General features: G+C 61.0%; 27 protein-coding genes and 1 pseudogene. 8 read left to right on the top strand and 20 right to left on the bottom strand.

The genetic code is table 11. The features are described from left to right. Positions 1–415: 415 nt before the first annotated feature. Positions 416–1,630: a cytochrome P450 gene (locus IVB27_RS40255; protein WP_247398904.1), complete on the bottom strand. Its 1,215-nt coding sequence runs from the start codon at positions 1,628–1,630 to the stop codon at positions 416–418. A gap of 148 nt (positions 1,631–1,778) precedes the next feature. Between IVB27_RS40255 and IVB27_RS40250 the strand changes: the two genes are divergently transcribed. Then, a complete protein-coding gene (locus IVB27_RS40250; protein WP_247398907.1) occupies positions 1,779–2,507 on the top strand; it encodes a TetR/AcrR family transcriptional regulator in 729 nt (242 codons plus the stop codon). A 406-nt stretch (positions 2,508–2,913) separates the two neighbouring features. Here the strand turns inward: IVB27_RS40250 and IVB27_RS44000 are convergent, their stop codons facing one another. After that, complete coding sequence (locus IVB27_RS44000) at positions 2,914–3,054, bottom strand: VapC50 family PIN domain-containing toxin (protein WP_524536563.1); 141 nt, start codon at positions 3,052–3,054, stop codon at positions 2,914–2,916. 327 nt (positions 3,055–3,381) lie between these two features. Between IVB27_RS44000 and IVB27_RS40240 the strand changes: the two genes are divergently transcribed. Then, positions 3,382–3,570, top strand: a complete 189-nt coding sequence (locus IVB27_RS40240) for a hypothetical protein (RefSeq protein WP_247398912.1) — start codon at positions 3,382–3,384, stop codon at positions 3,568–3,570. A gap of 111 nt (positions 3,571–3,681) precedes the next feature. Here IVB27_RS40240 and IVB27_RS40235 read toward each other — a convergent pair whose 3' ends face one another. From IVB27_RS40235 to IVB27_RS40220, 4 genes are all read right to left on the bottom strand, one after another. Then, positions 3,682–3,843 (bottom strand): hypothetical protein, encoded by a 162-nt coding sequence (locus IVB27_RS40235; protein WP_247398915.1) that lies wholly within the window; start codon positions 3,841–3,843, stop codon positions 3,682–3,684. Further along, a complete protein-coding gene (locus IVB27_RS40230; RefSeq protein WP_247398918.1) occupies positions 3,836–4,144 on the bottom strand; it encodes a hypothetical protein in 309 nt (102 codons plus the stop codon). The genes IVB27_RS40235 and IVB27_RS40230 overlap by 8 nt, the downstream gene beginning before the upstream one ends. Before the next feature lie 303 nt (positions 4,145–4,447). Further along, a complete protein-coding gene (locus tag IVB27_RS40225) occupies positions 4,448–4,825 on the bottom strand; it encodes a response regulator (protein WP_256468510.1) in 378 nt (125 codons plus the stop codon). Positions 4,826–4,831: 6 nt separating this feature from the next. Then, positions 4,832–5,221, bottom strand: a complete 390-nt coding sequence (locus tag IVB27_RS40220) for a response regulator (protein ID WP_247398923.1) — start codon at positions 5,219–5,221, stop codon at positions 4,832–4,834. A gap of 529 nt (positions 5,222–5,750) precedes the next feature. Between IVB27_RS40220 and IVB27_RS40215 the strand changes: the two genes are divergently transcribed. Then, on the top strand, positions 5,751–7,307 hold the full coding sequence (locus tag IVB27_RS40215; RefSeq protein WP_247448071.1) for an ISL3 family transposase: 1,557 nt from the start codon (positions 5,751–5,753) through the stop codon (positions 7,305–7,307). Positions 7,308–7,441: 134 nt separating this feature from the next. After that, positions 7,442–9,127: an integrase catalytic domain-containing protein gene (locus IVB27_RS40210; protein WP_247398925.1), complete on the top strand. Its 1,686-nt coding sequence runs from the start codon at positions 7,442–7,444 to the stop codon at positions 9,125–9,127. Between the two features lie 176 nt (positions 9,128–9,303). On the opposite strand, the pseudogene IVB27_RS43480 reads toward IVB27_RS40210, so the two are convergent. From IVB27_RS43480 to IVB27_RS40150, 12 genes and pseudogenes are all read right to left on the bottom strand, one after another. Further along, positions 9,304–9,947: pseudogene (locus IVB27_RS43480) on the bottom strand (FMN-binding negative transcriptional regulator). A gap of 65 nt (positions 9,948–10,012) precedes the next feature. Beyond that, on the bottom strand, positions 10,013–10,231 hold the full coding sequence (locus IVB27_RS40200) for a rubredoxin (protein ID WP_524536562.1): 219 nt from the start codon (positions 10,229–10,231) through the stop codon (positions 10,013–10,015). Between the two features lie 301 nt (positions 10,232–10,532). After that, a complete protein-coding gene (locus IVB27_RS40195) occupies positions 10,533–12,086 on the bottom strand; it encodes a tripartite tricarboxylate transporter permease (protein ID WP_247448068.1) in 1,554 nt (517 codons plus the stop codon). Further along, positions 12,087–12,554 carry a tripartite tricarboxylate transporter TctB family protein gene (locus IVB27_RS40190; protein ID WP_018456533.1) on the bottom strand — a complete coding sequence of 156 codons (468 nt, stop codon included), beginning with the start codon at positions 12,552–12,554 and terminating at the stop codon, positions 12,087–12,089. A 10-nt stretch (positions 12,555–12,564) separates the two neighbouring features. Further along, on the bottom strand, positions 12,565–13,098 hold the full coding sequence (locus IVB27_RS40185) for a helix-turn-helix domain-containing protein (protein WP_256468509.1): 534 nt from the start codon (positions 13,096–13,098) through the stop codon (positions 12,565–12,567). 87 nt (positions 13,099–13,185) lie between these two features. Beyond that, positions 13,186–14,136 (bottom strand): PDR/VanB family oxidoreductase, encoded by a 951-nt coding sequence (locus IVB27_RS40180; protein WP_018456531.1) that lies wholly within the window; start codon positions 14,134–14,136, stop codon positions 13,186–13,188. Next, positions 14,137–14,649, bottom strand: a complete 513-nt coding sequence (locus tag IVB27_RS40175; protein WP_018456530.1) for an MOSC domain-containing protein — start codon at positions 14,647–14,649, stop codon at positions 14,137–14,139. 32 nt (positions 14,650–14,681) lie between these two features. Continuing rightward, positions 14,682–16,325 carry a thiamine pyrophosphate-dependent enzyme gene (locus IVB27_RS40170; protein ID WP_247448066.1) on the bottom strand — a complete coding sequence of 548 codons (1,644 nt, stop codon included), beginning with the start codon at positions 16,323–16,325 and terminating at the stop codon, positions 14,682–14,684. Then, positions 16,322–16,999, bottom strand: a complete 678-nt coding sequence (locus tag IVB27_RS40165) for a 3-oxoacid CoA-transferase subunit B (protein WP_018456528.1) — start codon at positions 16,997–16,999, stop codon at positions 16,322–16,324. Before IVB27_RS40165 ends, IVB27_RS40170 begins: the two co-directional genes overlap by 4 nt. Continuing rightward, positions 16,996–17,658: a 3-oxoacid CoA-transferase subunit A gene (locus tag IVB27_RS40160; protein WP_247448065.1), complete on the bottom strand. Its 663-nt coding sequence runs from the start codon at positions 17,656–17,658 to the stop codon at positions 16,996–16,998. The genes IVB27_RS40165 and IVB27_RS40160 overlap by 4 nt, the downstream gene beginning before the upstream one ends. Positions 17,659–17,678: 20 nt before the next feature. Beyond that, positions 17,679–18,857, bottom strand: a complete 1,179-nt coding sequence (locus IVB27_RS43475) for an acyl-CoA dehydrogenase family protein (protein WP_345946999.1) — start codon at positions 18,855–18,857, stop codon at positions 17,679–17,681. Between the two features lie 18 nt (positions 18,858–18,875). Further along, a complete protein-coding gene (locus tag IVB27_RS40150; protein ID WP_018456525.1) occupies positions 18,876–19,871 on the bottom strand; it encodes a Bug family tripartite tricarboxylate transporter substrate binding protein in 996 nt (331 codons plus the stop codon). Between the two features lie 235 nt (positions 19,872–20,106). Here IVB27_RS40150 and acuR point away from each other — a divergent pair, with 235 nt between their 5' ends. The 4 genes from acuR to IVB27_RS40130 all read left to right on the top strand — a co-directional run bounded on the left by acuR (position 20,107) and on the right by IVB27_RS40130 (position 23,606). Then, positions 20,107–20,775: an acrylate utilization transcriptional regulator AcuR gene (acuR, locus tag IVB27_RS40145; RefSeq protein ID WP_247397231.1), complete on the top strand. Its 669-nt coding sequence runs from the start codon at positions 20,107–20,109 to the stop codon at positions 20,773–20,775. A 13-nt stretch (positions 20,776–20,788) separates the two neighbouring features. After that, on the top strand, positions 20,789–21,772 hold the full coding sequence (gene acuI, locus IVB27_RS40140) for an acrylyl-CoA reductase (NADPH) (protein ID WP_247448062.1): 984 nt from the start codon (positions 20,789–20,791) through the stop codon (positions 21,770–21,772). Between the two features lie 98 nt (positions 21,773–21,870). Then, positions 21,871–23,079, top strand: a complete 1,209-nt coding sequence (locus IVB27_RS40135; RefSeq protein WP_247448060.1) for a trans-sulfuration enzyme family protein — start codon at positions 21,871–21,873, stop codon at positions 23,077–23,079. A 38-nt stretch (positions 23,080–23,117) separates the two neighbouring features. Then, on the top strand, positions 23,118–23,606 hold the full coding sequence (locus tag IVB27_RS40130; protein WP_247448059.1) for an ester cyclase: 489 nt from the start codon (positions 23,118–23,120) through the stop codon (positions 23,604–23,606). A gap of 1,108 nt (positions 23,607–24,714) precedes the next feature. Here IVB27_RS40130 and IVB27_RS40125 read toward each other — a convergent pair. Together IVB27_RS40125 and IVB27_RS40120 are read right to left on the bottom strand one after the other, a co-directional pair. After that, complete coding sequence (locus IVB27_RS40125; RefSeq protein WP_198293368.1) at positions 24,715–24,882, bottom strand: hypothetical protein; 168 nt, start codon at positions 24,880–24,882, stop codon at positions 24,715–24,717. Positions 24,883–25,059: 177 nt separating this feature from the next. After that, a complete protein-coding gene (locus IVB27_RS40120; protein WP_247406702.1) occupies positions 25,060–25,272 on the bottom strand; it encodes a hypothetical protein in 213 nt (70 codons plus the stop codon). Between the last annotated feature and the right edge of the window lie 565 nt (positions 25,273–25,837).

Here is a 25,837-nt window from a genome sequence, read left to right as displayed (position 1 = left end):
GTGGGAATCGAATTTCGTGATTGCAGTTCGGACAATGTAAGGTAGGCTCGTATGCGCCATTCGTGGCTGCCGCTTTGAAGCTCATCGCGTTGATCTCATTCGTCGCTGAGTCGCGATTGAACCGTATTGGTGTGTCGGCGCCAGAGCGGAATGTGCGTGTCCACATGGGATTTCCACCTGTGGGCTTCAAAATCTGAAATCCGAACGTGCAGATCCGTCGAAATATTCCATAATCTATGTTATGCGAATCGAAAACGCCATTGAAATCAATTGGTTATACCTAGCAGCGACTGTTGCCCTCTCAATATCCTTGTTCCCGCGTCATCATCGTTGCAGGCGACGAGAAGCAGTGCCACCGGATCCGGTGTTGGAATTAGGTCGGTTCTAGCGGACTTCGCCCTAGGCTTGGCGGCCGCTAACGTGAGCCCCGGCGCGACCGCTGCGTGACAACGCGCACTGGTAACGAGCTGAGCGCACGCAATCCGCTGCTGTCCCGGTAGAGCGGCTCGCCTGCTATCTCAATCGATGCGACACGCCCAGCCAAAGCTGCCAGTACGGCTTCGCCTTCGAGCCGTGCGACCATCTGACCGACGCAGCCGTGGATGCCGGTACCGAACCCGATATGTCCGGCGACGCGCCGGGTGATGTCGAACTGATCGGCTCGCCCCCACCGCGCGTCGTCGCGATTTGCCGATGCAATCAGCAGCAACACCTTCTCGTGCTTGCCGATCGGCACACCAGCGACTTCGGTTTCGTGCGGCGTGGTCCGGAATACGTACGGCGCCGCCGAATCGTAGCGCAGGGTCTCGTCGAACGCCGCGCGCGCCAGCGACGGATTGGCGGCCAGGATGGCCCACTGCTGGGGATGACGGGCAAGGCTGTAGAGCGCCATGCCGATGGCACTGATGGTGGTATCCAGTCCGGCCGAGAGAAAGGATCGGACCAGCAGCGGCGCCTCTTCCTCTGTGATTTCGCCGGTATCCGCCGCCTCATAGACCTGCGCCCCGAAACTGCCGGGAGCCAACGCCTGCCGCAGGCATTTCGCGGCGACCCAGGGCAGCACCTTGGGCGCATGGGCCATCAGGCTTCGGAAGTAGTCGTTCTCCGGCCCCATGCCGGCAAACACCATCGCGCCATAGGTCAGGAAGTTTTCGCGGCCCTCATTGTCGATGCCGAGTGCGTCCGGGAACACGGTCAGCGGGAACACTTCTGCAAGATCGCGGATCGCATCGAACGACCCCTTTTCGACGAGGTCGTCGACCAGCGCGACGGCCTTGGCCTTGAACGCATCTTCCAACTTCCGCATCGCGCCAGGCGACATGATCCGCGCCAGCACTTTACGGGTGCGCGTATGCAGCGGCGGATCCGCCTCAAGGACGATGCTCGGTGGGCGCCAGGGCTTTTCCTTGAAGTAGTTGGCTAGTCCAGCACCGCCGGCATTACTGAAGTTCACATGATCGGCGAAGATTGCCTTGACCTCGGCGAAGCTGGGCACGGCGAAGATGCCGTACTTCTCAAGACGGATGATCGGCCCCGCGGCGCGAAGCTCGGCATAGGCCGGGTATGGATCGGCGCGGGTATCCGCGCCGAACGGATCGAAGTCACTGCAGGCATGATCGAGCGCCAACATCCCCATTGCTCCCTCCTACTGTCTGCCGTTTCTAGTTAATTGACCATAGTCATTTATCTTAAGCGCGGCAAGCCGCGAATGAACGATCTTTCTTCGCTTGTGATTCCAGTGACGTAGCGGCAAGGAGAGACCGGCGGAGATTCGGAAAATGTCGATCAAGCGGTCAGGAAATCCCGAGAGCGCGCGGCGGTTTCAGCGCCGCGCGCGCCAGGAAGCTGACAAGCAGGCGTTGCAGGTACGCATCCTTGAAACTGCGCGCAGGGAATTCGCGACGGGCACCCTCGAAACTGTGTCAATCCAGAAGATTGCCGACGCGCTTGGCTACTCGAAGGGCACGGTCCTCAAGTACTTCCCGACCAAGATACTTCTGTTGCTGGCGGTCAAAGAACGGAATCTTGAGGAAATGGCGGATCGGCTCGAGCGCGTCCGCGCGCGACATTCCAACAGCGAGGCGCGGCTGCGGCGTGTCATGGAGACCTATATCGACTACTGGGTCGACAACCCCGATCACTTCCGCTCGCTCTATTCGATGGCTGGGACTGTCGAGGACAGACGCTTTCCTGATGGCGTCTATTTCGGGCAGACCGACATTGCGCGGCGGGGATTTGGGATTTTTGTGACCTCGATCAGCGAGTATCTCTCCGAGCTGGGTGTGGAGACAACGCCGATGCTAACGCAACGACTGGCAACGGCCCTGCTCTCCGCGGCGCATGGAGTGATTTCACTGCCGCTCGGAACACCCACTATGAAATGGCCGGATATCCGTGGCAACGGCCGATTGGTACTCGGCAATCTCATTGACGCTTGGTCGGCGAAGATCGAAGCCGCGCGGCGAACGGACGCCTGGCCGAAAATTTCGATCATCAATTTCCTTTAGATCGGCCGCACGGAGCCAACAACTCGGTTTGTGAGACTCAACTTCGGCCATGTCTGTTCTATGCCAACCGCGGTCGCCGGCTTGGCCCCTACTGTGTGCCCTACGGCGCTCACCCTTGTCCTTCTTTATGTCCGCGTGACCTGCCTCTTCAGACGTCGACATCTCTCGCCACCGTCTCCCTGAATCGGGCCGACCTGCAAAAGTTCAGCGCAGCGCACCCTTACAGGAGCCACCTCCAATCCGCACGGTCGAGGAGCCGATGCAGGCCATGACGCTATCACCGATGCGTTCGTTAGCGCCGGTTCGACGCAAGCGCGACCATAACCTTCATTATGGAATATCCGAATCTGATTTGCGCCAGAATCTACCGAAAGCTGCGTCAAATTAATCACCAAATCGTCAAGGGCTAGAGAGATTCGACATGTGGCCTTAGTACGTCAACGCCATGTGGCCTTAGCACGTCAACCGTCTCGATCAGTCCCGCAGCCTCCATCACGAGCAATAGCTCCGCTGGCGTCATTTCCGGTTTCTTGAAACGTTCGCGCATACGCCGAATGGCGGCAACGGCGCGCGGCTGGTTTGCGTCGTGCGTTGACCTTGGTCACACCGTCTTTTATGCGCGCCTTAGGCACGCCGATGTCTTTTGCGATGATGTCGAGCGCGATCTTTCGCGCCGCCATGGCGGACCTATCGACAGCGCGCCGAATGGCATTGCGCATGCCGCGAGCGGATAGCTCAGTTGCCCACTTCTCCAATTTGCTGGCATCAACTGTCACGCTGATCGTAGACATGGTGCGTTATTACCTACTTGTTAGTTTGTAGATCGCGGTCGCTGTGCTAACAGCGCCGTCCATCGAAGAACTAAGGAGCTAACTTGAAACGTCCCGCCAAGAAGAAGAAGTTGATGCGCCGCGAATGGACGACCGCTGATTTGCGGTCACTTAAGAAGCACTCGAAGGATCGAACGCCAGTCCTGAAAATCTCGAAGGAGATGAAGCGCACCATCGGTTCGCTACGTCAGAAGGCCCTCGTCTTGGGCATCGGCTTGGGTCACCAGCGCTGACAAAAACAGAGCTGCGCAGCGAATATGCTGCGCGGCCTGCCCTTGAACTATACTTTCGGCGGTGTCCGCTTCGAGCGCTCAGCGGGTTGCGGCATCATTGCGGTGTACCGCTCACCCTGCTCGACCATGCGCGCGACTGGCGAGCCCCGGGGCAACGTGCGGCAAGAGCCCGCTCGCGACAGCGCTGCGGCTGATTGCATCGAGCGTCGCGGCGGCCTCATTCAGTGTATCGGCGAGATCGTTGAGCGCTGTTATCGTGGCACGATCATTCATCGCCGCTCTCCGCGTTGTCGGCGTCACACGCAAACGGTTTGGCGCCGTTGCCGGTGCGCAGATAGTTGAGCGGAGCTTCACTGCTAACCCGCTCCCCTTCGGCGTAGCACCGAGCGGACCCGACGCCGATGCAACTCGCGAGCAAAGCGGTCAGCGTCTCCATGGCGTCGGCTAGGCGCCCAAGTTGACGCGCCGCAGCCGCGATCTTTTCGAGCGCATCGGCGGCACGCCCTAGGCGGGCGTCTTCAGACAGCGCAAGCAAGTCGCCCACGCTGATCGTCTGGTCAGGTTGATTGGTCATGACGGCTTTCCGTTGGATGGCGGGTAGCGGGAGACGCCGCGCCAATCCCCGCCCGAAGCAGTAACGGACCGGCGCGACGGCTTTCAGTGCGCGGCGTGACCCAATCTGCGCAGAGGAAGCGCTCCCGCTCCGCGCCCTCCTACCATGGGCGACGCGACCAATAGAATCGTCCAATTCCCGGAATTGGTCGGCTAAGCCATGGAGCGATCTTTGCTTCTACGGAGGTCTGCTCCCGCAGGCGAAGCAGACCTATCGGGCCTGTGACCCGAAGCGATAAAGGGAGACTAGGAGCGTGGCGGGCACTCAACGCTCTCTTGCTGCGAGGAGCCGTCGAATGTGGTCAAGAACAGGACGATGGTCCAGCCGCTTCGACGCAGGAGGTCCCTCTTGGCAGAGGTCGCCTGCCAATGCGAGAACCTTAGCGATTGTCCCGCCCAGCAGCGTCTTCACGCTGGGGTAGTTGGTTTTGATCCACGTCGAGAGCGCGAACCCGGCGTTGGTGGGCTCGTTCATGTCGATCAGCGCAACGTCGATGGCATGCCTGTCATCGCGGAGGCACTCACGCGCTTCGTCGTAAGTGATCGCTTCTAGGACCCGATAGCCGCATTCACGGAGGTATTCGGCGAGCGGATGTCGCACCAGCACATTGTGCTCCACGACTAAAACACATGCTGTCTTCATGCTGCGTTACAGCGTCATCCCGAGTATCTCAGCGATCAGCTTGCCGATGCGTTTGGGGTCGTAGGGCTTGCTGACGAACTTACCTACTCGGCTCGCGACGCTCTCCAATGCTACGTTCCCAGAGGCAACTACGATAGGCAACATTGGTTGCTCGGCTCGAAGTCTTTCAGCTAAAGCTAGTCCGTCGAGATCTCCAGGCATCTGAATGTCGGTGACCAGCACGTCAATCCGCTCTCCGCTCCCTATGTATTGCAGAGCGTCGTCGGCTGATGCGGTTTCAATGACTTCAAAGCCGAGGCCACGAAGCTGATCAGCCAAATCTTCGCGGATAAAGAACTCATCCTCAACGATCAGCACCTTGACTCTCTGACCGTCCAATACCTCCAACGGAACCATTTCGACCTCCCGCCAAACCCTTGAACTTTTAAGAAGTGCGTGGTTCCTAGCAAGTTAGCCGCCTCCTTTGGCCACACGATGTTACCCGCCCCCTTTTGATATTGGCGACGGCTCACGCCATGAGCGGCAGCGGACCGCGGATGATCTTTGAAGAGCGGTTCTTTAACGGACCAGTCGAGCCGGGACAGGCACAACCGCTTCAAGGCTAAGAACAGATGATCTGACCATCTTCTCTACCCGTTCCCAGTCCATCCGTGCCACCCGCAGCCTTTCAGGCTGCGGGGAGGTGAGACATGGGGAGTTTGGACCGAAAGTGTGTCAGGTGACACGCTCTGACACGCGTGACACGACGGTCGCTTTTTCGATCATCATCTCTATAAAATTCAGCTTCCTTTGAAATGACGCAGCACGGGCCGCCAAGCGACCACGTTAGGCACTTTTGATGCCGGTTCGAAGGGCCGTTCCACACCATCACTTTTGATGAAGTTCAAGCGCCGGCTCGTGTTGGTTTCACAAAGGAATCAATATGATGCAGCGAGCACTACGTCCGTCGGCTCTGGTCCCTCACGGGTTTGACGTGGAAAGCGCCTTTTGTGATGGCGCTACGACCGTGATCACCGTGCGTCCCACGAGCGGGACGAGTCTCTGTCCCGGATGCGGGACCAGTTCTGGGCGGATCCATAGCCGATATCGGCGGCGCCTAACCGATCTGCCGCTTGCGGGGCGGCAGGTTCGCTTGGTGGTCGTGGCGCGCCGCTTCCGCTGCGTTACTGCTCTCTGCGGTCGGCGTATTTTCACCGAGCGCTTCGATGACGGCGCTCTAGCACCGTGGGCGCGGCGAACGACCCGGCTTGATCTGATCGTCCATCACCTTGGCCTCGCCTTGGGTGGCCGCCCGGCGGCGAGTTTTGCCCGTCGACTTATGCTGCCCGTGAGCAACGACACATTGCTTCGGGTGGTTAGAAGGCGCGGATGTCCGCCCTTTGCTGCGCCGAGTGTTATCGGCATCGACGATTGGGCCTGGCGGCGCAATCAGCGCTACGGAACGATCGTCTGCGACCTCGAGCGGCGACGGCCTATCGCCCTGTTACCCGACAGAGAGCCGGCCACCGCGCAGGCCTGGCTCGCGGGGCAGCCACAAATCGCTGTGGTCGCGCGTGACCGCGGCGGTGGTTATGCCCTTGCTGTGGCCAAGGCACTCCCGCATGCCACCCAGGTCGCCGACCGTTGGCACCTCATGGAGAACGCCAGCCACGCCTTCCTGGATGCGGTTCGCAAATCCATGCGCCAGGTCCGCGTCGCGGTCGGCTCCGCCACCATAAATCCCACTTTATTGACCGCCGCCGAGCGCATACAATATGAGGGCTATCTTCGGCGAGAAGACACCAACGCGGCAATCCTCAAACAGGCTGAGACGGGCATCTCCATAAAGGAGATCGTACGGCTCACCGGCCATAGCCGGGGCCTCATCCGCAGGGTATTGCGAGGTCAGCGATCCGACGTGTTCAGGGTGCGCGAGAGCTCGCTCGAGCACTACCTGCCATGGCTCGATGTTCAGTGGGCCGCTGGCCATTGTAATGGCGCCGACCTGTGGCGTTGCCTCAAGGCGCGGGGATTTAGAGGCTCGGTGCGAGTCGTTACCGAATGGGCGACACGCCGTCGGCGTGCCGAAATGCCCGATGCTCAGAGCCTGCAGCGCGTACCGTCCGCGAGAACTATCGCCCGCCTGATGACCAATGGCCGCGATACACTATCAAGGTCAGAGACCGTCACCATTGCGGCGATCGAGCAAGGCGTTCCTCTTCTAGTGGAAGCTCGAGAGATCGTAGCCGCTTTCCATGCGATGATCCGCAAGAAGGCTCACATAGAGCTTGAACCATGGTTGGAACGGGCACGCGCAAGCCTCGTCATGTCTTTCGCTAACGGAGTCATCAAGGACAAGGCCGCCGTCAGCGCAGCGATCACAACGTCCTGGTCCAACGGACAGACCGAGGGCCAGATCACCAGGCTTAAACTGGTGAAGCGCCAAATGTACGGACGCGCCAAGCTCGACTTGCTGCAGGCTCGACTAATCGGTGCCACATGACCAGTGCTGCACCAAAATTGCGTCAGAGCCCCCTTTGGACGCCGATCGGGGGCGCATTGCCTCACCCAGAATGTTACTGGACAACTTCTCGCCGATGAATGCAGCGGCGCCACCAAATTGGTTCGGTGGCCTCCATGGCGGGAAAGATCAGCATGGGCGCGAGGCGCGAGGTGGTGTCGGCGGTGATGGAACGTTACCGATCGGCCAAACGAGCGGAGAAGGGGCGGATCCTTGACGAGCTGTGCGCGACGACGGGCTGGCATCGCAAGCATGCGGTGCGCGCACTCCGGCGACGCGCAACGGTTGGGCCCGGCGCAGTTGAGGCACCGCGAGAGCGCAAGCGTAGATATGGTGCGACGATCAAGGACGCGATGACGGCGCTGTGGGAGGCGTCGGATCGGGTGTGCGGCAAGCGGCTCAAGGTGATGATCCCGACCTTGCTGCCTGCCCTCGAGCAACATGGCCGATTGCGACTTGGCCAGGCGGATCGTGACTGTGTTCTCTCGATCAGCCCCGCAACCATCGACCGCCTGCTCGTGGACGTGAAGGTCGCGGCGAGCGGTGGCAGGCGACGCCGTGCCGGATTTTATTCGGCAATCCGGCGCGAGGTCCCGATCCGCACGTTCAATGACTGGAACAGCCCGCCGCCTGGCTTCTGCGAGGTCGACATGGTCGCCCATGGCGGAACGTCGGTGGCTGGCTCGTTCATCCAGACTTTGACGATGGTCGATGTCGCCACGGGCTGGACGGAGTGTCTGCCGTTGGTGACGCGGGAAGGTTCGCTGGTCGTCGAGGCGATCAACCGCGCACAGAGCCTGTTCCCCTGGCTGTTGCGCGGCGTCGACTTCGACAACGACAGCGCCTTCATGAACGATGTCGTAGTGCCATGGTGTCGCGAACAGAAGCTCGAAGTCACACGCTCGCGCGCCTACAAGAAGAACGATCAGGCGTTCGTCGAGCAGAAGAATGGTGCCGTCGTCCGCCGCCTCATGGGTTATGGCCGCTTCGATGGCGTCGAGACGGCGCGCGTGATGGGTCGCCGCTATGCGGCGGCAAGGCTCTACGTCAACTTCTTCCAGCCGTCATTCAAGCTGAAGGAGAAGCGCCGCGAAGGGGCTAAAGTGATCAAGCGCTATCATCTCCCATCAACACCCTATGAGCGTGCATTGGCGCATCCCAAGGTCACCGCAGCCGTAAAGAAGCGGCTGCGCGATCAGTATCGCTCGCTCGATCCGGTCGGGCTGTTGGCCGAGATTCGCGCGACCCAGGACGAACTCGGCAATCGCGTCGATCGTCGTGCCGGACAAGTGCGCGGCCTGCAAGCCGCCAGCACGAGCACCGCGCCAGCCACCACAGCCACCTTTGCGAAGACGCTCGGCAAGACGACGACCTCCGGCGAGCCACGTGCCACACACCGGCGCACCCGTCGGCCCTACAAAACCAGGGTTCGCATGCCGTCCAAGCTCGATCCGCATATTGCTGTGATCGAGGGTTGGCTCGCCGAGCAGCCGCAGCTAACTGCGCTCGCCATTGTCTGCCGGCTGAGCGAGAAATACCCCGAGGATTTCGGGCCGACGCAGCATTCTATTGTGCAGCGTCTGCTGAGGGTGCTTCGACGGAAGACTGTTAAGCAGTTGCTCGCGAAGGAGCCGCTTGCGGACGTCACGACCGCAGCCCCATTGCCCGGGGTTGTGGACGGCTCGGGCTATGTAGGGCCCGACCCGCCCACAGCCCCTCTCATCGAGCAAGCCGGGAAAGCTACCTGGCGCGACCCATCAGGCGACCTCGGATCGTCATCGGCCACGGCGCCGCCAGGGTAACATCTGCAAGTGAGGCAATACGGGGGGTCCCAGTCCAACGCCGATTGACAGGCCGGATGCGTACGTTGGAGCGCAAGGCCGCCAAAATGAGCAGGTCAACCGAGGTGTTTCGATCGGAGATCGTTGCGGTATCGACGATCGGCGTCGCCGCGATGGTCGTTTTTTGGGATCTCTGGCTATGAGGCCTGCTCCGCCTTGACGGCGGCAACGGCCAGCATCGCGTCGCCGATCATGTTGCCCTGTGCCTTCAGGGCATTGCCGGCGCCGACGATATCCCGGACCTCTTTGTTCTGGCTGAGCTTCGACTTGCCGACCAAGCGTGTGATTTCGATCTCGATGCCGACAATCATCTTGAGCATCGTGTCGATGTAGTCCTTGGGGCTGTCGGTCATCTTCCAAGGATCGGCCTGTTTCGCCTCATGAATGCGCGTCAGGCGCGCGACCATGCCGCGGCGTTACGCTCATCATCGCGGATCGTGACACGTCCGTACACATGCGCAACCATGTAGTTCCACGACGGGACCTGCTTCTTGAACTCGACCTTGCTCGGATACCAGTTCGGCGAGATGTAGGCATCCGCGGCGCGGAAGACGATCAGAACCTCATCACCGGTGGCGAGATCCTGCCAAACAGGGTTCGCACGAGCTACATGCGAATGAAGCACGCCCTGCCGACCTTCGTGCGCATGCAGTTCGAACGGAATATGATTCGCGTCGAGTCCACTCTTCCCGTTCGTAAAGAGGATGCCGAGTGGATTATTTTCAATGAGATCGTGAAGCACCTCGGCGCGAGCCTCAACGAAGTGCGGAGGGACGTACATGACAACTCCTTGGCTATTGCAGGACGCTGTGCACCCTTGGGTCGCGCAGCATCAACAGGCTTGGTTCAGACCTCGGTCATCTCGAATTCACTCTTGCCAGCACCACATTCGGGGCAGATCCAATCTGCGGGCACGTCCTCCCAGCGGGTGCCGGGCGCAATGCCCTCGTCAGGCCATCCGTCTCGCTCGTTGTAAATGAGCCCGCACAGCGCACACATCCAGGTCTTGTAGACGGGCGCATCGCCTGCGATTTCCGTGTTCACGTGAGCAGTTTCGTTGCTCATGACAACTTCCCCTATTCCTGTGGCAGGGTTCACGAGTTCGATTTAGGGCAAGGCTGGCCTATCCAACAGTGCCAGATAACTGCAGTTTACCGGACCAGTTTCTTGCCTGCGATACTACTTTTCCCTTTGTTTCGCCGATCGTGATCATCACCTGCACCTTGCGTTTGCTGGCGTGCCGATGCTGCGCCATCGCGCGGGTGGCGCGTTCGTCGAGATACGACTCATCTTGGGGCTCTTGTTGCCTGGAGTGCCTGTCGTCTTTATTGGCCCGCGAAGCGACCTGCTCTTGAACGAATGAAGCTCACTCGGCAGGCCGGGCGGTCGAGACGGCGTTCCCCTCCGCATTGTCGAGCGCCGCAAGAGCCTTCGGCTTGCGCAAACGCACATAGACCTGCGCCGCCAGAAGCGCCACGCAAAGAAAAAGAAAGAACGCGCTGATCGGCCGCTCGACGAAAATCATGGCATCACCGCGCGAGACCAGCAGCGAACGGCGGAAGTTCTCCTCAAGTCGTGGCCCCAGCACGAAGCCGAGGAGGATCGAGGCCGGGTGGAAATCGAGCAGCAGGAGTAGATAGCCGATCAATCCAACGACGACGGTTTCGCCGACCTGGAACATGTCGTTGTTGGTCGAGTAGACGCCGATCGCGACGAAGAAGAGCGCGCTAGGATAGAGATATTTATACGGAATCATGAGGAGCTTCACCCACAGCCCGATCAGCGGGACGTTGAGCAAGACCAGCATGACGTTGCCGATCCAGAAGCTCGCGATCAGGCCCCAAAAGATGTCGGGGTGCTCTTTGATCAGTTGGGGACCGGGTACGATGCCCTGAATCATCAGCGCACCCAGGATCAGCGCCATGACTGCGTCCCCGGGAATACCAAGGCTCATTGTCGGAATGAAGTCGCCCTGTACCGACGAATGCGTCGACGCCTCTGGACAGGCGACGCCTTCGATCATGCCGGTGCCGAACTTCTCCGGCGTCTTCGAAATCTTTTTCTCGGCTGCGTAGGAGATAAAGGAAGCGATCGTTGGTCCCGTTCCCGGAATGAGCGAGCAAAGGCTCCCGATGACGGTGCCGCGCAACATCGCAGGGATGGAACGGCGCAGTTCGTCGCGTGATGGGCGCAGATCGCGCAAACCGACTTTCGAATAGCGCGTGTTCACCTCGGAGTATTGGTTCACGCTCTTCATGAACTCGGCGATGCCAAATAGGCCGAGAGCGAGTCCGACGAGTTCGATGCCGTCAAGGAGATTCGGGATGCCGAAGGTGAAGCGCTCCGAGCCGGTCTCGACATCCGTTCCCACGATTCCTAGAAACAGGCCGAGCAACGTCATGGCGATGCCTTTGAGAGGCGAGCCTTTCGCCAGCGTCGAACCGGCGAGCAGGCCCAGAAGCATCAGCGAGCATATTTCAGTTGGACCGAACTCCAGCGCGACCTTCACCAGCACCGGAGCCAGAAAGATCATTTCCAGGATGCCCCAGGAAGCGCCGACGAACGACGATAGGACCGTGATGCCGAGCGCCGCACCGCCGCGGCCCTGCTTCGTCAGCGGAAACCCATCGAGGCACGTCACCGCGTGCGGCGGATGGCACGGTAAGTTGAGCAGGATCGAACAAATCGCGCCGCCGTACTGGGCCCCATAGAAAACTCCTGACAGCATCAGGATGGCGCCGACCGGCTTGATGCCGAACGTCAGCGGCAGCAGCACCGAGATGGTGGCGAGTGGCCCCATTCCCGGCAGAACACCCACCATGTTGCCGACCAGGACGCCGACAAAACACCACATGAAATTCTGCGGCTCGAAAGCGACACCAAAGCCGTACCAGAGATCGGAAAGCGCGCTCGCGAACATCTAAAACCCCCAACGGTACAGCGGGAAAGGAACCTTCAGCACGTAGGAAAAGAGGAGGCAGCCGACGACCGCGACGACCGCGGCCAGGACGGCTGAGCCTTTCAGCGTGGCGGTCCTGTCGCCGAGCGCGGAGACGAAGACGCACATGAAGGTGGCCGCGGCCATTCCGAAATAGAGGCCGAAGAGGACGAACATCAGAGGACCCGCGAGGATGCAGGCCCAGCCACGCCATTCCATCGCCGCGGGCAAGACGCGCTCTCCCTCTTCGAGAGGCGTCGCCAATCCGGTGACGAAGATCAGGGCTCCGACGAGAACCATCATGAGGCCGAGCATCAACGGAAACATGCCCGGTCCCACGTGCGCGAAGGTCCCGAGCGAATATGTTGCTGAGTTGACGCCGATCCCGGCGCCCAGCAGCACCATGAGCAGCCCGGCGTAGAAGTCCTTCTTCCGCAGCATCATCGGCATATCGGCACCTCTAGTTGGTTGTGGTCGCTATCACGACGAGCGCCGAGGCTGGTTCGGAAGACACCTGCGTCAGTTTGTGCGGAATCGTGGAGTCGAACTGGACGCAATCGCCTGGCTTCAATGTCTCCTTGCGCTTTCCGATGACGAGCTCGATCCGGCCGGTCAGGATGAACAGGATTTCCTCACCTTCGTGGTGACTCATGATGCGACCGCGTTTCGCCGTCTTGGTCGGTCGCACGATAAAGGCGCGCATGGTGCGGTCGGGAGCCAGACCGGCGACTAGCGACAGGTGCGTGTCGACGTCGCCGGCCTTCCCGTTCTTCGCGCGGACAATTGTGATCGGGTCGTGGTCGTCCGGCTGGCCGTAGAAGCGGTCTAAGGTCGTTCCGAGAGCCGCGGCGATCTTGAGGGCGGAGCCTATCGACGGAGAGGAGAGCCCGCGTTCCAGCTTGGAAAGATAGCTGCGGGTCAAACCGGAATCGGCGGCAAGCTGCTCCAGCGTCATGCCGCTCTGCACGCGAAGGAATTTGAGGTTGAGTGTCATTGCGCTCGGCTCTTTCCCAAGTTACTGCCCGCATCGATCTCGCACCAAACCACCGATAGTTCAAACCTTTGGAAGGGTGCCGACTGATCACAGATCCAGCACTAGCCGTTGTCCGGCGCAATCGCCCACGCAGACGATGAGCTCATTCTGCCGCTCAGCAGGCGAAAGCACGCGATCGCGATGGATGGGGGGCCCTTCGGTCCAGCGCGTGCGGCAGGCGCCACAGATGCCGCCGCCGCAGGACACGGGGACGTCGACGCCGAGGGCATCGAGCGTTCCGAGAAGACCAACATCTGGCGTGACAGTTGCAAGCTTCTGGCTCGCCGACAGATACAGCTCGTAGGGAGGCACGTCGCTTCGGACGATGGCCTTGGGCGGGGTGAACATTTCGATGTGTTTGCGCTCTTCCGGCCAGGCCGAGACGGCATCTTCGAAAGCCTTCAGCATCGCTGCGGGTCCGCAGCAGGCCGCCAGGCCACATCTGGCAAATTCCCCGACAATTTCGGCGATGACGGGCTTGGCCTGCGCGGTCGTGTCGTACAGGCGGACACGGCCTGCTCCGATTGCCGGCGCGATCATGTCGGTCAGGACCGGTCGTCCGCGGCTGGTCCAGTGCAGCACGTAGTTCGAGCGCCCTCGTCGTTCGAGATGCCGAATTGCGGAGATGAACGGGGTTACGCCGATGCCTCCCGCGAGGAATACGTTCGTTCCCTCCTGGTCCAGTGCGATCCCGCCGCGCGGCAGCGAGACCGAAATCGGCTGTCCCGCCTCCACGCGATCGTGCAGGAAGTTCGAGCCGCCGCGGCCTTCGCGTTCGCGCTTCACCGCGATCACGTAGCGCCGATCATCGTCCGGTTCATTGCAGAGCGAATAGGTCCGGACGAGACCCTGCTCCAGGTGAACGTCGATATGGGCCCCGGCCCGAAAGGGTGGCAGCTCCCAATCGTCCTGGTCGACCAGCGTGAAGCGCTTGGTGTCGTTGCCGAGATCCTCGACCTTCGAGACGACGGTGGAGACCGTCTTGATCGCCTTCGCCATCTAGATCGGCCTCACGGCGTCGCCTACGCGTAGCGTGCCCCCTGCGATGATCTTGCAGTTCAGCCCCGACCGGTTGATCAACGGATCGAAGACGGACTTGCCGAGTATCTCCTCGATGTGCCGGCACGGCGTTGAAAGGCGGGTCGCCTCGACAATCGCTTCTCCGAGCCGGAAGCGACGGCCGACGAGATGATTCAGCGGGACGCCTTCGACGGTCACGTTCCGGCGATGTTCCTCGGGCAGCAACTCAATCTTGTGGTCGCGTTGCAGGGCCTCGAGCGTCTCCATCTCGAACAGGGTGACCTGCCGCCCCTCCTCCGGCTTGTGGGAGTAGAATCCTGTTTCCTGGCCGGCGAAATATCGATCGCCCTCGATACCGCGTCCAGCGACGAGCTCGAGCGAGGGAAACGAGCGCATCGGCAAAAAAGCACGCGGGGTCTTGTGCAAAAAGCGGACGACGCCCTGCCAGGACATGGTGACCTCGGGCTCATTGATTGCGGTCGCGTCCATCATGTTCTCTCCATGGGCCTTAATCCGAACTGGTCTCAACGTGATGCGGCGAGCGATTTGTCGAGGGTCTGGCGCACGTCTGATCGCACCTCGATGACGACCGGTCCCTTGGTCGTCATCGCCTCCGCGACGGTCCCGGGGGCACGTTCCGCATCCTCGATGACGAAGCCGGTCGCGCCGAAGGCGCGCGCCAAAGCGGCAAAGTCGGGATTCGAAAGATCCGTGCCGTACGGACGACCGGGATAGGCACGCTCCTGGTGCGACCGGATGGTCCCGTAGGACTGGTTATTGGATACGACGATCGTGAGGTTCGCGCCTCTGGCGACGGCCGTCGCAAGCTCATTGCCCGTCATCAGGAAGCCGCCGTCTCCGCAGAAGGCAACCACCTGCCGCTCCGGAAAGCGAAGGCTGGCAGCGAGCCCGGACGGGACCCCACTGCCCATCGCCCCGCAAGCCGAGCCGAGCAGCCGCGCGGTCGGCTCGAGGCTGAAGATGCGATGGACCCAGCCGGCGAAATTGCCTGAATCCGTCGTGACGATGCCATCGGGCCTGAAGTGCGCGGCGATCGCCGCCACCGCGTGACCGAAGACGTCCGCCGATGGTACGCCGAACTGAGGCCAACCATGCGTGGCCGTCCGCGCCGCGGCAGCCGCGGAGGACCACTCGGCGCAGGCCCGCGCCGTCGCGGGAGCTGCGAGCATCGCCGACACGAATGCATGCGATCCAGAGACGACCGCGACGTCGGTTCGGACGCGCTTTCCGATCGCATCGGGATCTGGATAGACATGGACCAATGGCTGGCGAGGCTCGGCCTGTCTCGGAAACGCAAAGCCGAGCGAGGACAGATCGCCCAGACGTGTTCCGACGGCAACGACGAGGTCGGCGCGTTCGAGCAGTTTCACATGAGGCTGAGACGTGAAGAACCCGAACTGACCGGCCCACAGCTGGTGAGAGTTCGGGAATTGGTCCTGCATCTTGTTCATAGTAACGACCGGCACGTTCCATTTCTCGGAAAACGCGATCAGATCTTGGCGGAACGATGCCGTCCGGCATTCGCCGCCGACCAGCAGGATCGGCCGCTCCGCGGCCCTCAACAACGCCCTCGCCTGTTCAATGGCCGCAGCACCGGGCTCTGGACGCACAGCTCCGTTGGCTGTGGCCACAAATCCCTTGGCCGGGTCTTCAAGGAGATCTTCCGGCAGTTCGATGGCGACGGGACCTGGCGTTCCCGCATGGGCCACGGCGAACGCGCGGGCCATCATCTCTGGAACGAGATCCGCCGAGTTCAGACGCACCGACCACTTCAGCACGCCATCGAAAGACCGGCCACAGTCGATCTCCTGCACCGCGTCCCTTGCGAGGTTCGGACGATCGACCTGACCGACCAGCATCACCAGCGGAATCGCCTCCTGCGCGGCCACATGCAACCCGAGCGCTGCGTTGAAGGCGCCCGGACCACGGCTCGTCATCACGACGCCTGCGCGCCCTGTGAGTTTGGCGTCAGCGACCGCCGCGAGGCTCGCGCTTCCTTCGTGCCGGCAAGTCACCAGATCGAAATCGTTACGGTCGCGCAGCGCGTCCAGCAGCGCCAGAAAGCTTTCTCCCGGGACGCCGAAGGCCCTGTCCACCCCGTGCGCGACGAGACAGTCCGCGACGAGTTCCGCGACGCGGTAGGTCATGCGACGCTCCCGTCCTGCCTGATGGTCAGGGGATCGCCCATGACGCGCAGTGGCGCCTCCGTCCGATCTCGCAGCGCCTCGATCGCGAGGCCGTCAAGTAGGGCCCGAACGGCAAGGCCATCCTCGGTTATGTCGATGATGCAGAGGTTGGTGAAGATGCGGGTCACCACTCCGCGCGCCGTGAGCGGATACCCACATCGCTCCACGATGCGGGAGCGGCCGTCCTTGGTGGTGTGGTCCATCATTACCCAGATCGACTTGGCGCCGACCGCCAGATCGATGGCTCCGCCGATGCCGGGCGGAGACCCGTTGTCACCCGTCGTCCAGTTGGCGAGATCACCGTCCTTGGACACCTGAAAGGCGCCGAGCACGGCCACGTCGAGATGACCGCCTCGCATCATCGCGAACGAGAGGCTGGAGTCGAAGTAGGAACCGCCGGTTCGGATCGAGATGGGCATCTTCCCTGCATTGATGAGATCCCAGTCCTCTTCGCCCGCCGGTGGCTTCGGACCCACGTTGAGGACTCCGTTCTCGCTGTGAAGGATCACGCCAGACCCCTCCGGCAGGTAGTCAGCGACGTGCGTCGGTGCGCCGATACCGAGATTGACGAATCCCTCCTGCGGCAGATGAAGTGCGACCATGCGGGCCAGCGCATCGCGTGCAAGCGGTGTCATCGGGAGCTCCTTGCGAAAACGCGATCGACGAAGATGCATGGAGTGACTATGGCTTCCGGATCCAAATCCCCGACGTTGACCACGCGGTCGACTTCCACGGCGACCGTCCGGCCGGCGGTCGCCATCACCGCGCAGTGGTTGCGCGCGGTCTTGTTATAGGTGACGTTGCCGAGCGTGTCGGCGAGATGACCTTTGACGAAAGCGAAATCTGCATGAAGCGGTAGCTCAAGAATAAATTCGCGGCCGTCGACGACGATCTTCTCCTTGCCGTCAGCGAATACCGTTCCGACGCCGACGGGAGAAAGGAAACCGCCGAGACCGGCGCCGCCCGCCCGGATGCGCTCCACCAACGTGCCCTGCGGAACGAGTTCGAGCTCGACCGTGCCGGCACGATATTGTTCGGCGAACTGCTTGGCGCTGCGCGGATAGGAGCAAACGATTCTGCGAACGATCCTGGCTTCGAACCACAGCGACAGATCGTCCTCCGTGGAGCCGGCGTTGTTCGATATCAGCGTCAGGTCGCGGACACCCCGGTCGAGCACCGCCTTGACCACTCCGAGCGGAAGACCCGCTCCGCCGAAGCCGCCCATCATGACGGTGTCGCCGTCCTTGATGCCTTCCACGGCCGCGGCCGCGTCTTCAACCACTACGTTGCGCATCGTTTCGTCCGCCGTGTTTGCTACGGGATTGATTTGAGGTACGTCGTGGACAGGCCACGGCCGACCCGGTCGAGCAGCATCTCGTTGGTGCCGTCGGCGTAGGCCGCCATCCGGACCTCGGCGAAATGCATGTTCAGGCGGTGGGCTGCGCCGGCGCCCGTCGCGCCCACGATCCGGACGCACTGATCGATGCCCCAAAGCGCGGTGTCGACAGCGAACTTCTTGGCTTGCGCCGCGAGCGCGACCGGATTTCCCCCGGTCTGTATCTGCTCGGCGGCGCGGAAGACGAGCGCGTTGGCGGCCTCAAGCCGGACCGACACCTCCGCCAGCTCCCAGCGCAGGCCCTGATGTCCGGTCAGCGGCTTTCCGAAGGCCTGCCGGCCTTCGCAGTAGTCCACCGCCTCGCACAGCGCCGCATGCAGAGTTGCGACGCACATGGCGGCCACGTGAACGCGGGCCGCGTTGACCGATGCCATCGATGCCTTGAGCGCGGCGCCGGGCGCTGCGATCAGACACCAATCGGGAATGAAGTGGGCGTCAAAGGCCACTTCGGCCAGACGGAAGGAACGCGCTCCGGGAACGACGATCTCGGTCCGCTTCACCGTCTCGGCCTGGCCGAAAGGCACGTAAAAGCTGGCGATCTCACCGGTCCCCGCAGCGTCTCCGACGCGGGCCAGGACGATCAGACCCCCGACCAGCAGGCCGTCGGTCATCCACGCCTTGGTGCCGCTCAGAGCCCAGCCGCCGTTGACTGGAACCGCGGTGGTGGTCAGGGCGGAGACATCGCTGCCACCAGCTGGCTCCGTCATGGCGGTTGTCAGAAGAAGCTCGCCGCGCAACGCGGGCTGCAGCAGGCGCTCGATCTGGATCGACGTACCGGTTTGTGATAGGCGCGTCGCTCCGCCTTGATGGTGGTTCAGGCAGAACGCTGCCGCAAACCCGTGGTGCGCCATTTCCTGCGCGACGCGGACTTTGCACAGATAAGACGCTTCCAAGCCACCGTGAGCGCGCTTGGCCTGGAGGCCCAGCATGCCGAGAGCGGCCCAGTCGGCGATCCACTTCTGCGGGAACGCGTCACCTGACACGTGCGCGGCGAAGACGCTCTCGGAGAAGGCACCCGCGCAGAACGCCCGCGCCTTCGCCACGTGATCACGCTCTTCGGCGGAGAGATGAACGTCATACTGGTAATAGAAGTCCACAGGAGATCCTTCGGCGAGCTACTTCTGAAGAGGCGCCCCAATGTCCTTGGCCCACTTATTCCAGTAGGCCTCTTCCTGTCCGACCTCGGCCGTGAAGGTCGAGACCGTTGAACCTGTGATCAGCGTGGCGCCGATCGTTTCCAGTTGCTTGAGGAATTCCGGGTCGCTCGAAGCCTTGTCAAGTGCGGCGCCAACCTTGGCGACGACGTCCGCGGGAAGGTTCGGCGGACCCGCGACCCCGAACCACGGCGAGATATCGAGAGGCTTGCCAGCGGCCTGCTCGATCGTCGGCAGATCCGGGAAGGCCGGCGACCGGTCGGCCGACGTCACCGCGAGCGCCTTCAGGGATCCGGCCTTGACCTGCTGGCCGATCGTGGCTTCGGTGAAGAAGCCCACCTGCAGGATGCCCGACATGCAATCGACGATCGGTTGATTGCCGCCCGAATAGTTGATGAACGTCATCTTCGTATCATAGGCCATGTCGAACAGCGTGCCGCCGACATGGGACGTCGCCCCGAACGTCCCGCCGAAGTTTACTTCTCCAGGGTGCGCTTTCAGATAGGCCACGAGTTCCGGAACAGTGGACACTGGAAGCTTCGGGTTCACCACGAGCAGGTTCCGCTGTTTCGCAACCTTGCGGATATAGGTGAAGCCCTTCTGCTGATCGTAGCGCACCGACGAATACAGTGCCTTTGCGCGAGTATTGGAGGACTCCACCGCGACGAGAAGCGTGTAGCCGTCAGGGTTTGCGCGGGAGACGTTGGACGCGGCGATCATGCCCCCGGCGCCGCCGTTGTTCTCGACGATAACGTTTTGATTCAACTCCTTCGCCAGCAGACGACCGATCACCCGGCCGATGATGTCCGTTGGCCCTCCGGGGGGAAATCCGACGACCAGCTTGATCGTGGTCGAGGGATAAGCATCGGCGGCCTCGATGGGTCCAGCAAGGAAGCCGAGACAAAGAACGGCGGCGCCGGCGCCAATCGACGCAGTTTTTCGGAGTGATCGAAACATGCAGCACCTCCCTCGAAGGACGACCCACCTTCAAGCCAAGGACACTTTGTGTCAAGTGTGAAACGATCGTGATCCGACCAGGAGGCGCACATTGACCGGGCAAACGTTGCGGAAAAAGCGTGCATCATGCCTATTAAGCCACATATAAGCCGAATGTGCCGCCCGGCAGTTCAACCTTCCAGGGTTGCCAAACGCCGTCGTTGTGTTCTAGACGATCGGTCTACAGAGAACACAGATGGCGAAATCTACAGACAACCACCGCGAGCTCAATTGGCAGGGCCGAAACCAAGTCGGCTATGCGCCGACCCGCGACGTTCTGATCCGTTGCGGAATGGAGGTGATGACCCAACAAGGTTTTGCAGCTACGGGCCTGGACGCGCTGCTGCGCCGCGCCACCGTGCCAAAGGGTTCGTTCTACCACTACTTCGAAAGCAAGGCCGACTACGGCCGCGAAATCATGAAGGCCTACGACTCCTTCTTCCGGCACAAGCTGGACCGCGCCCTGGACGACGGAACGCTTGCGCCGTTGGCGCGCATGCGAGCTTTCGTCGAAGGCGCCAAAGCGGGCATGGCGAAATACAGCTATACGCGCGGCTGCCTCGTCGGAAACCTCAGCCAAGAGGTCGAAGCGCTGCCCGACGATTACAGGTCCGCCTTGGACGAGATCGTCAAAGGATGGCAGCGGAAGGTGGCGCATTGCCTGGAACGCGCATACGAGGCTGGCGAGATCGGCAGCGCGGACTGCGATGCCCTGGCTGAGTTTTTCTGGATCGGTTGGGAGGGAGCGGTGATGCGTGCGCGCCTCGTCAAGAACGGCCTCCCGCTCGATACCTTCATCGCCGGCTTCGTCGCCGGCCTGCCGCGTCCGGACGAGCCGAAGGCCAGGTCCAGAAGAAAATCGTGAAGAGGAGTTCGAGTTGTTCAAAGCCGTGTTGATCGAGAAGGACGAGCGGGGATATCGCGCCGACGTCACTGAATTACCGGACAGCCGCCTCCCCGACGGTGAGGTGACGGTCGAAGTCGAGTTCAGCACGCTGAACTACAAGGATGGCCTCGCGATTACCGGCAAGGGCCCGATCGTGAGATCCTTCCCGCTGGTGCCCGGGATCGACTTCGCTGGCGTGGTGTCGTCGAGCTCCGACCCGACCTACACGCCGGGGGACCGCGTAGTTCTCAACGGCTGGGGTGTCGGCGAACAACATTGGGGCGGCCTGGCGCAGCGAGCAAAGGTCAAGGCCGACTGGTTGATCAAGCTGCCGCCCTCGATGCCTTCCCGCCGCGCGATGATCATCGGTACCGCCGGGTATACCGCGATGCTGTCGGTCGTAGCCCTCGAGAAGTATGGCATCCGTCCCGGCGCAGGCGACGTGCTGGTGACCGGCGCCGGCGGAGGCGTCGGCAGCATGGCCATCATGCTTCTCCACAAGCTCGGTTTCCGCGTCGTGGCTTCGACCGGCCGACCGGACGAGGAGCCCTATCTCAAGAGCCTGGGCGCTGCCGAGATCATCGACCGGTCACAATTGTCGCCGCCCGGCAAGCCGCTGCAGAAGGAACGATGGATCGCTGCGATCGACTCTGTAGGCAGCCATACGCTCGCCAATGTTTGCGCCGGAATCAAAGCGGACGGAGCGGTCGCCGCGTGCGGCATGGCGCAGGGATTGGATTTTCCCGCAAGCGTCGCCCCCTTCATTCTACGAGGAGTGGCGCTGTTCGGCATCAACAGCGTGACCCGCCCGAAGGCAGAACGCGTCGAAGCCTGGGATCGTCTCGCCTCCTTGCTTACCGAAATCGATCTGGAGAAGACGGCGGTCGAGATCGGTCTGAACGATGTCGTCGCCGCGGCCGGCGGCCTGATGAATGGCCAAGTGCGCGGGCGCACGGTCGTCAACGTCAATAGATGACATCGTCCGAAAAGTAGAGCGATACGACCGTGGCGGTCCGCCTCGGGGTAAATCTGAAAGCAATGACCGCTCGTCCAAAAAATGGGAGATCCCCAAATATGGCTGCTTCGGAACGAATTGGAACGGATGAACCTGCGTTCGGGTTCTCGACGCGAGCGATCCACCATGGGTATGACCCTGCCCATCACTCTCGCGCGGTATCCCATCCCATTCATATGACGTCGACCTTCGCCTTCGACAGCGTCGCCGAATTAGATGCGGTGGCCGCATTGGGGGGCAAACTGTATGGGCGGGAGTTCAATCCGACGACCGCATTGCTGGAATCCCGTTTGGCAAACTTGGAGGGTGCCGAAGACGCCGTCGTACTGGCCTCGGGAATGGCCGCGTTCGGTGCCTTGGTACTTTCGCTCCTATCCCAAGATGACGAACTCATCGTCCATCGGACCTTGTATTCGAATACGACGACCATGACGGAACAGGGCTTGCCGCGCTTCGGCATAAAGACCATCCCTGTCGATCTCAATGACCCCGCCAATCTGGATACTGTTCTCACATCTCGCAGTAGAGCCGTCTACTTTGAGACGCCGGTCAATCCCACAGGAGACGTGCTCGACATCGAAGCCATTGCGCAACGTGCTCGGCGGGCCGGCCTCCTGGTCATCGTCGACGGCACATTTGCATCTCCCGCGCTGCAGAGGCCTCTCCAATGGGCGGACATCGTGCTCCACTCCCTTACCAAGTATATCAGCGGGCATGGAGACGTTCTTGGAGGGGCTCTGCTGGGACGGACCGAGTTGATCGAAAAAATACGTGATCGCGGCTTGCGCTACATCACCGGTGCCGTCATGTCGCCGATGGTTTCTTCTCTGATTCTGCGCGGGATCAAGACGCTTCCTCTCCGAATGGACCGCCACGGGTCCAACGCACTTGCGATTGCGCGCATGCTCGATGCCCACTCGGCGGTAGAGTGGGTGAACTATCCATTTCTGCCGTCCCATCCGCGGCATGCAATCGCAAAGAGACAAATGTCAGCGGGCTCTGGAATGCTGTCCTTTGGTTTACGCGGGGGTTTTGATGCCGCCCGATGTTTTCTCGACCACCTCAAGCTCATTACGCTTGCCGTCAGTCTCGGAGATGCTGAAACGCTTATCATGCATCCCGCGAGCCTGGTTCATGCCCGGCGCGCCGTTCGTCCTGAAGCGCGCCTGCAAAGGGGAGTCGGAGATGACCTGATTCGCCTCTCGGTTGGTCTGGAAGACGAGGCAGATTTGCTCGGCGACCTTGAGCAGTCCCTGACTCGTCTCTAGGTCGCCCGCAACGAACGTAAGTCAAGGAGAGGCCAAAGATGATTGCGCCGCCGCCAGGACTCGAGCCCGCCATGGACTTTGCTCGGATTACTCTAAGCCCTCAGAAAGAGATCGTCCGAAAGTTCTACAAGGAAATGTGGGACAATGCGGATGTTGCTCTAATCCCCGAAATATTTCAGCCTGGGTTCACCATCCGGGGCTCTCTCGGTCCTGTCCTCGTCGGCTTCGATCAGTTCGCGGACTACGTCAGATGGGTGACAGACTCCCTCGAAAACTACACGTCTGACATCCTCGATCTCCTCGAGGAGGACAACGCAGTCTCGGGAAAGCTGCGCTTCCACGGCATCCATCGAAAGCCGATGTTCGGCCACGCGCCCACCGGGCGCCACGTGTGGTGGTACGGTGCGCCGATCTTCACGTTTCGAGACAAGGTGAGCGATCTGTGGGTCTTGGGCGACATCCATGGACTGATGGGTCGTCTCGCGCCGGATACAACTAGCGAACCGGAATTCACAACAAACAAGTAGCCCATGCTCCATGCCCCTTCGCGCCGAGCGGACCACCTCTGGAAACGCAGACAAGCGATGTAGACGCCTCCAACCTTCAAGAACGAAGACGTCGAGAATATCCGCTGAGGGCGGGCGCCTCGTTGTGCGGTAAGACGCGGCGGCCTCACCATCCCTGCTTTCCCGTAGGGTTTGGCGGAGCCAGCATAGAGGAATTTTAGCAGCGCCTTTTACGGCTACTCTCTGTGTGCAGCACCCCTCTCGCTTCGCAGCAAAATGTCGATGTCTCCTGTCGCGCGTTTTACGCACGCGATATACCTCAAACCTCGGTTAAGATTTCAGCCGCGGCCAAGCCGAAAGTTTGATCAGCGTCTACCGCGCCTCGGTCCACTGCTTGGGTTTGTCGTTTGGCACCGCCACGCTCTGGCTCGCCGGGAGAACAGCAAAATCGTTCCGTTCTCGGACCTAAATGCCCATTCAGTGGAGTTCGGTTCCGCCGAAATGGTGGTTGCAAACGAGACAAAGCTAGGGCAGATTTTTGTCACCGGGGCTGGCTACATATTTCACTTGTTTTTTTTAACCCGGCTTCATTCGACCGTGCGCAGGCCGCAGCGGTTTAAATCTCCCGCTGCGGCCTTTGTATTTGCCATTCGCCCTCCAGCATGAGCCGGCGACCACCACAGATTCCTAAGGTCAATAGCTATGCGCGGCCGCAAAGGCCCCATAGCCGACGATGAGGACGGCTCCGTCGCCAAGGGCTAGCAGCAATAGAAAGGCTGTGTCCTTCGAACCGTTTCCTGCCTAGAAGAAGAGGCTTTACGCCAGGGACGTTCTCGCCAACAAGATGCAGATACGTCGCTATTCAGCCCCCGGCGGCGCTCGAGGGCTGCTCCAGGGGCGAAACTCCAATGAAAACCGGCAAGCTGGCGGACGAGATATTCCAACTTCCGATGTTCTCATAGAAGATCGACAGTCGTGACACATGCGTTGGAATGCGAGTTAAAGAATGAGATTGCGCGGGAGCAGAGCAGCTCGAAGCCGGGGTGAGCACCCGTACCAGCGTTTACCCTCTGCGGACGTGCACAAATTGACGGCCTGAACCATTGCGCGGGCGGGTCGATAAAACCGGTCAATGCTGTCGGTCGAAGCTGCGCGAGATCAACTGCCGATCTAGTTCGATCAGGCGCTGGAGCACCTTCTCCACGATCTCCACGCAATCGGAATACCCCAATGATTGTACGCCTCGCGCAACTAGCTCGCGCTCCAGCATTGCCGCCATGACAACTTTGATGCTCACGATTCCCGCCGAACGTTATGGTTGATAAGGTACTGCCAAAGCAGCGGGGGTGGGCTGATCCGTACTTTTATTTCGGAGGATCAGAGAGCCCGCCAAAATTGACATGCGACCACACGCAATCTAGCCCCAGCTTGTAGAAGGAAGTCAGATGGAGCTACCCCGGCGATTTAGCAGCGATCATCCTGCAACTGGTCCAGAAAGGGTATGCAAGCCCGCTTCGATAGCCGCGATGTCCTGCTCGACCTGTGTGATTGACAAACCATAGTCGAAACCGGTCCTTGCCTTCAAATCGACTGCCAACCGCCGGCGGTGCATTCTGAGCTCTTCAAGCGATCTCCGGTCGTTCAGTTGGGTGAAGCCTTCGACGATCAACTCAATGGCACTCGACATAACGCAACCCCACAATGTCATTTTCGCAATGTTGGAAGGCTAGAGGGAAACCCGATTTGAGTAAATCCAAAAGTCCTGCCGAGCTTGCGATCAGCGGGAGTAGTTTGATCAAAGACTGTTGACCGCCGCCGGGCACTGGCCGCTGTTGTGTGTATCATGATTCCGACATGGGTCCGGATCGCAGGATGAGCCGGCCGCCTCCACATCTCTCGAGCTACCAAGAACGGGGGCCGATGGACGCGTTCGGGGCGACCGAAACTATCAGGCAACCCCAAGGATGGTGCTTAGGCTCCTCCACAAAGGGTGGGTCGAACGCGCCGGTGCTGGCAATTATCGCCTTACCGCGGGAGGCCACTTGGCACTCAGATCGAAGGTGTAAATTCCCCACTCAAACCTCCCCCGCCAACCACCCGTAATGGCCCAATTGAACAACCCGCCACCTCGAAGGCAGCGCGTTATCACAATGCCCCAGCGTGCCTCGGTACTCGTCACTAATCCGCGTTGATCAATCGTACCGCGACACTTGTCGACGGCGGGTTAGCGCCTCAGCTGACGATGGTGGAGA

The sequence above is a fragment of the Bradyrhizobium sp. 197 genome (assembly GCF_023073375.1).
Classification (GTDB): Bacteria; Pseudomonadota; Alphaproteobacteria; order Rhizobiales; family Xanthobacteraceae; genus Bradyrhizobium.
Note: the sequence above shows the minus strand (reverse complement) of the source record. Positions and strands in the feature narration are given on the sequence as shown.

Excerpts from the sequence above, each read along its gene's own strand:
- IVB27_RS40255 (WP_247398904.1), bottom strand. The coding sequence starts at position 1,630 with ATGTTGGCGCTCGATCATGCCTGCAGTGACTTCGATCCGTTCGGCGCG.
- IVB27_RS40250 (WP_247398907.1), top strand. The coding sequence starts at position 1,779 with ATGTCGATCAAGCGGTCAGGAAATCCCGAGAGCGCGCGGCGGTTTCAG.
- IVB27_RS44000 (WP_524536563.1), bottom strand. The coding sequence starts at position 3,054 with ATGCGCGAACGTTTCAAGAAACCGGAAATGACGCCAGCGGAGCTATTG.
- IVB27_RS40235 (WP_247398915.1), bottom strand. The coding sequence starts at position 3,843 with ATGAATGATCGTGCCACGATAACAGCGCTCAACGATCTCGCCGATACA.
- IVB27_RS40230 (WP_247398918.1), bottom strand. The coding sequence starts at position 4,144 with ATGACCAATCAACCTGACCAGACGATCAGCGTGGGCGACTTGCTTGCG.
- IVB27_RS40225 (WP_256468510.1), bottom strand. The coding sequence starts at position 4,825 with ATGAAGACAGCATGTGTTTTAGTCGTGGAGCACAATGTGCTGGTGCGA.
- IVB27_RS40220 (WP_247398923.1), bottom strand. The coding sequence starts at position 5,221 with ATGGTTCCGTTGGAGGTATTGGACGGTCAGAGAGTCAAGGTGCTGATC.
- IVB27_RS40215 (WP_247448071.1), top strand. The coding sequence starts at position 5,751 with ATGCAGCGAGCACTACGTCCGTCGGCTCTGGTCCCTCACGGGTTTGAC.
- IVB27_RS40210 (WP_247398925.1), top strand. The coding sequence starts at position 7,442 with ATGGCGGGAAAGATCAGCATGGGCGCGAGGCGCGAGGTGGTGTCGGCG.
- IVB27_RS40200 (WP_524536562.1), bottom strand. The coding sequence starts at position 10,231 with ATGAGCAACGAAACTGCTCACGTGAACACGGAAATCGCAGGCGATGCG.
- IVB27_RS40195 (WP_247448068.1), bottom strand. The coding sequence starts at position 12,086 with ATGTTCGCGAGCGCGCTTTCCGATCTCTGGTACGGCTTTGGTGTCGCT.
- IVB27_RS40190 (WP_018456533.1), bottom strand. The coding sequence starts at position 12,554 with ATGCCGATGATGCTGCGGAAGAAGGACTTCTACGCCGGGCTGCTCATG.
- IVB27_RS40185 (WP_256468509.1), bottom strand. The coding sequence starts at position 13,098 with ATGACACTCAACCTCAAATTCCTTCGCGTGCAGAGCGGCATGACGCTG.
- IVB27_RS40180 (WP_018456531.1), bottom strand. The coding sequence starts at position 14,136 with ATGGCGAAGGCGATCAAGACGGTCTCCACCGTCGTCTCGAAGGTCGAG.
- IVB27_RS40175 (WP_018456530.1), bottom strand. The coding sequence starts at position 14,649 with ATGATGGACGCGACCGCAATCAATGAGCCCGAGGTCACCATGTCCTGG.
- IVB27_RS40170 (WP_247448066.1), bottom strand. The coding sequence starts at position 16,325 with ATGACCTACCGCGTCGCGGAACTCGTCGCGGACTGTCTCGTCGCGCAC.
- IVB27_RS40165 (WP_018456528.1), bottom strand. The coding sequence starts at position 16,999 with ATGACACCGCTTGCACGCGATGCGCTGGCCCGCATGGTCGCACTTCAT.
- IVB27_RS40160 (WP_247448065.1), bottom strand. The coding sequence starts at position 17,658 with ATGCGCAACGTAGTGGTTGAAGACGCGGCCGCGGCCGTGGAAGGCATC.
- IVB27_RS40150 (WP_018456525.1), bottom strand. The coding sequence starts at position 19,871 with ATGTTTCGATCACTCCGAAAAACTGCGTCGATTGGCGCCGGCGCCGCC.
- acuR (WP_247397231.1), top strand. The coding sequence starts at position 20,107 with ATGGCGAAATCTACAGACAACCACCGCGAGCTCAATTGGCAGGGCCGA.
- IVB27_RS40135 (WP_247448060.1), top strand. The coding sequence starts at position 21,871 with ATGGCTGCTTCGGAACGAATTGGAACGGATGAACCTGCGTTCGGGTTC.
- IVB27_RS40130 (WP_247448059.1), top strand. The coding sequence starts at position 23,118 with ATGATTGCGCCGCCGCCAGGACTCGAGCCCGCCATGGACTTTGCTCGG.
- IVB27_RS40120 (WP_247406702.1), bottom strand. The coding sequence starts at position 25,272 with ATGTCGAGTGCCATTGAGTTGATCGTCGAAGGCTTCACCCAACTGAAC.